Below are 5090 nucleotides of genomic sequence, written 5' to 3'. Positions count from 1 at the left end.
CTGCCTACTCTCATATTTCCTACAAACGCACTGTCTACAATGTTATAGACTGCCTGCAATGCCATGGATAAGATCATCGGGATTCCCATCTGAACCATCAGCTTATTCACCGGCATCTCCTTCATCTTGTTGCTTTCCGCCATTTCGTTTTAACTCCTTTCTTTTTGTCACAAAAAAAGTGCGTACCCTGTCATATAAGCTGGACTTACGCTGACACGCTACACACTTTTTCTTGGCGATATTTACTTTTTGCAAAATAAAAAACGAGTAGCCGGTAAACTGGATTTACGCTTACTTGCTACTCGTTTCTTGTAATTATATTGCCTCTTTTTCAAAAAGTCAAACAAAATTTTTCTTGCTCTTACTTTTCATAATTTTTCAGTTTTCTATAATCAATTTTCCCACCCTCAGTTACTGGCATATTCTTAATTATATTGATTCTTTCAGGAACTGCATACTCTGGTAATTCTTCTTGTAACACTTTTTCAATTTGATCACTATAACACTCATAGCTGTCATCAACTACTATATATGCTCTGGCAACATGAACTCTTTTTTCATCTTCAACTACATTCACTGCTGCCTGATTTATCCCTTTACATTTTTTTAATACATTCTCAATTCGGTCTGGAAATAATTTATAAACAATTCCATCTGCTCCTCTGGTGATATATATTCTTTTTATTCTTCCTGCAAAATATAGGAATCCATCTTTTTCTACATAGCCCAAATCACCTGTATGAATCCACTTCTCTCCATTTTTAATCCAGATTGCTTTTTCTGTCTCTTTTATATCTTTCACATATTCCTGCATTATACTAGGTGATGAAAAGCAGATTTCTCCCTTTTCTCCATAGCCTAGTTCTTCTTCAGTTTCCGGATTGATGATTTTCACATTTACCTTTGGAAGCGGAATTCCTAAAGAACCTGACTGATTACACCGATTCATATTGGTACAAACTGTTGCTCCTAATTCTGTCATTCCATATCCTACTGTATACTCCACTGTAGCATGACACTTGGCAAGAATCTCATTCAGCTTTTTTTCTTCTTCATCAGAAATTGCGCCACCGCCACCAGCTAATGTTTTTAACCATCTCATATTGCCTTTACATGATTTCATAATCGCAGAAATAAAAGCTGGTCCTATAATCATATGTTCTGGCTTCTTTTTCATCATAGCTTTAGCAACAGCATCTGCATTCGGGTCAATCTGTAGAATCCCCTCCAATCCCAAAACAAGTTGTGTATGAATTCCAACAGTAATTCCAAATCCTAAGAATGGCGGAATTGCATTTAATACTCGCGAATTTGTCGTTAATCCCATATCTGCTAATTTATACTGAAAAGCCACTGCATTTAAGCTATCATTCGTATGCAATACCCCTTTCGGTTCACCTGTAGTGCCACTTGTATACACAATAACTGCAGGCATATTCGGCTGATATCTTTCTTTTTTAAGAACTATTTCCTTTGACCCTTTTTTTAGAAACTCATCCAGACTGTTGTCTCGGCAGCTTTTGTGTTTTACAATCTGTTTTAATGGAAATGGCATGGAATTCCAAATTGGGAGACATATAATTTGTTCTGCTTTCATTTTGGATTTAATCTCTTTTACTTTATCTTGAACGTTCTCAAGATATAAAAACATTTTAGAACTCACTTCGTCTGTTTGCTTTAATATCTCTTCTGCATTCAATGTCAAATAAATCAAATTTACAATTGCTCCAAGTTGGTTTAAAGCATATATACTGTAAATTGTCTCCGGAGTATGAAGTGACATAATCGTAACAACATCCTCTTTTTTTATTCCGCAAGCTTGAAATGCTTTTGCAAATTCATTTACTTTTTCAAAAAAAAGTTTATAACTAATCTTTTTTCCAAAATAATTCAGCGCTGTATGACTTAAGTTTAATTGATTTTCCTGGTATATCAAATCATACATTGTACATTCTGGAAGCTTTTCCTGAATTGCTTCTTCACTGTAATATTTCAGCCACGGCTTATCTACGGACGGAACTCCCGTCAACTCATGCTCTGTCTGTGAAATCATATTTCTCTCATTCTCCTTTGTCAAACTACTTTTTCATAAAAATATCGTCTCAAATTCTCTGCTACATTTTTCTTGTCGAGATCCAATTCCTTCTGGATATATTCCCTGCTGTTCAGGCTGGTTTCCTTTAGGACATTTTTCTTTAAGCACAAGCTGCTCAATAATCTCACGGCTGCTTCATATTCTCGCTCTTCGTCCGTTTTCTTGGTCAGATATTCTGCTTCAAATACATCGTGTTTCCAATTCAGCTTACGAAATGTATCTGCCACATAAAAATCCACAAAATGCTGTCCAATATCTCCATATTCATTTCTTTTCATCGGAACAATATGACGTTCCATCATATGATAGACTGCTGTTGCCATCTGATCCCGTACATAGCTGCTCATGGATTTTATCCGGTATTTTTCACTCTCTTCTTTTCCCGGATAATAATCCTGTATGTTCAAATCAAGATTTCTTACATCTATCGGATTCCCGACATCCAGATATGCCACGTTATTCTCATAATCTTTTACCAGGGCAACCGGAACAATCTTTTTTCCGGTCTTTAATGCCAAATTCACCGGACCGTCATAGAGTGGTTTTATCAATCTGTTTAAATCATAATTGTGCGAACCCTCCGGAAATATCAGAATGCTTTGTTTCTGCAATACTCTCTCCATTTTTGCCGGAAGCACACTTCTTTCCTCCGGATTCAGAATGTCAAATACAATCATGCCATTCATCCAGGATAAATACGCCTCAGGATTGTATCTTAAAGTTTCTACCGAACCTAATATCAGATATGCATTTCTGTCGATAACATTTAACATGGTTTCAATATCTTCCGGACAGACATGAGTTCCCACAAAAATATAACTTTCATCTTTGTCTAGGTTCGGATAACGCTCGACAACAATATTGTTGGCATTCTTTTTCGTTGACAGTGGGTAATGCGCTAATGGTATTCTATCCTGTTTCAGATTTCCGTAATACTCTTCATCACTGGCATAATCTGGTGTATCTTCCCTTATAATCGTTGCATTTGTAAAAATATTGCATAGTTTACGAAAAGCTCCGTTTGTCTTTCGCCTCAGGAAAAGACCAGTGTCAGTGGTAAAATGGTCTACATCTTTTGTATTCAGTTGGTTGATAAATAAATTTTTATAATGTTTCATCTGTTTTCTCTTTTTCTATATCTTAAAATCTTCTTTGAAAATCCTGGCGTTTTTCCCTTGCAACAAGTTCGCGGGCATATTGTACATAAGTTGCATTGCTGATTTGAATATTTTGAATGTCAGCCACACTCTGCCACACATCTTCAGGACAAATATTTTTCTTCGAACGATAGTCAGCGCAGAGTTCAATTTCTTTATCATAGTATTTCACACACCCTGTGTGCATTTCTATATAGTTTTCCCACATATCCGAAGCAGTTTCAAAACCTTCCAATAATTCTTCGCGAGTGGAATGTCCATATTTTTCCATCAAATAGAAATACCATGTTGCCATAGTGTCACGTAGTAAGGTCAATCCTTCCTGCTCACTAAGTCCCTCCATACTGATTGGATCAGCAATAACCGTATGAATTACATTACCAGCATACTTTTTATGCGGATCTGCAAGATAATGAATGACCGGAACAATTTTACAGCCACTTTCTTTTGAAAGTCGATATGCACCAGGCCAAACATCCAATATCAGTTTGTCTGGAGTTTTATTCCACACACCTTCTGGAAATATCAGCATATCCATCCCCATATCCAAAAGCCGTCTGGCTGTCTCCTGAGCTGCTAATTTACTTTTTCTTACTTTACGGTTACACATTACTACGCCATTAATATAGGCTCCTATTCCATCAAAGGTATTGAAAAACATCGGGAAACTTCCAAACAGGATATAAGCATGCCGTACTGCACCTATAGACGCAGCAACATCGTCCTTAAAACTGTGATTTGGGCACCATATTACCGGCTCCGAAGGTGTTTCAATTGTTCTTTCAATCACTTGCCTGTACTCTAAAAATGCCGGCAAAATCTTCAACAGAAACGGATGAAGCATCTTTCTGATACGAATACTACCTTTAGAAATCATCTTGTCCGGTTCGCAGGAAAGTAGTGGACGCATCATTCTCACCATGAATCTGAACAAAAATGATGGTTGTTTTTCTCCACAGAAATCTGTCATTCCTGTTACAGTATCACCTAATTCTTGTACAATTCGTTCGATTCGTTGTTCTTCCGTCATAATTCTTATAATCCTTCTTCTGTCTTTTTTCAGTATTTTTACAACTCTTCCAGAGCTTTTACATCTGTTTTTCCAGATATGATGCATATATCCTTTAAAATCGCTCTATTCTAATTTTTCAAAATATTTTCAGTTTAACTTTCAGAAGCAATCTGAATCAATTTTTCCATATCCCTTTTACCAGATGGTTTAACCGGAAATCTATCCAGTACTCTGAATTCAACAGGTATCTGTTCTGTTTTTAACCTTTTTTTACATATTCGTTGAACTTCACTTAGAACTTTATCTTTATTCACTTTTTCTGAAAAGATAATAAATGCAAATGCTTCTTCATAACCGTCAGGTTGTTTTCTTCCTACAACCTCACATTGATAAACGCCATCCACTTTAAGGATTACATTTTCAATATCAAAATTGTAAATTTTCTCACCCGATTTTGTAGTAAAATAATCAGTTGCTCTTCCTTCCACAAAAAGGAATCCATCCGGATCTACATATCCTACATCACCCGTACATCCCCATTCATTCCCATCTGGATCTCTCCAAAAGAATTCTTTAGTTGCATCGGGTCTCTTATAATACTCTTTCATTCTGGCTGGTGTTAAAATTCTGATCTCTCCACGCTGATTGTATTTACATTCTTTATTACTTTCACCATTAAACGCAGCTACTGTAACACCCTTTATTGGATATCCAGCTGATCCAGGTTTGTACCACTTCATTGACGTTGAGGTTGCTGTTGCCCCTAACTCACACATTCCATAACCTGTTACCAAATGATATTTGCAGCCATATTGATGTAATACTT

4 protein-coding genes are annotated in these 5090 nt (G+C 36.4%); all 4 read right to left on the bottom strand.

The features are described from left to right. Positions 1–361 precede the first annotated feature (361 nt). Complete coding sequence (locus Q0I54_RS13075; RefSeq protein WP_296119282.1) at positions 362–2053, bottom strand: class I adenylate-forming enzyme family protein; 1692 nt, start codon at positions 2051–2053, stop codon at positions 362–364. A gap of 20 nt (positions 2054–2073) precedes the next feature. Beyond that, positions 2074–3213, bottom strand: coding sequence for a 1-acyl-sn-glycerol-3-phosphate acyltransferase (locus Q0I54_RS13070; protein ID WP_296119280.1), 1140 nt, complete (start codon positions 3211–3213; stop codon positions 2074–2076). Between the two features lie 22 nt (positions 3214–3235). Continuing rightward, positions 3236–4282 (bottom strand): 1-acyl-sn-glycerol-3-phosphate acyltransferase, encoded by a 1047-nt coding sequence (locus Q0I54_RS13065; RefSeq protein WP_296119278.1) that lies wholly within the window; start codon positions 4280–4282, stop codon positions 3236–3238. A gap of 134 nt (positions 4283–4416) precedes the next feature. Next, positions 4417–5090: AMP-binding enzyme (locus Q0I54_RS13060; protein WP_296119274.1), on the bottom strand; the 674-nt coding region annotated here is incomplete at its 5' end.

This window comes from uncultured Eubacterium sp., assembly GCF_934295145.1.
In the GTDB taxonomy this organism is placed as follows: Bacteria; Bacillota; Clostridia; order Lachnospirales; family Lachnospiraceae; genus Eubacterium_I.
Note: the sequence above shows the minus strand (reverse complement) of the source record. Positions and strands in the feature narration are given on the sequence as shown.

Coding starts and splice junctions, on each gene's coding strand:
- Q0I54_RS13075 (WP_296119282.1), bottom strand. CDS start 2,053: ATGATTTCACAGACAGAGCATGAGTTGACGGGAGTTCCGTCCGTAGAT.
- Q0I54_RS13070 (WP_296119280.1), bottom strand. CDS start 3,213: ATGAAACATTATAAAAATTTATTTATCAACCAACTGAATACAAAAGAT.
- Q0I54_RS13065 (WP_296119278.1), bottom strand. CDS start 4,282: ATGACGGAAGAACAACGAATCGAACGAATTGTACAAGAATTAGGTGAT.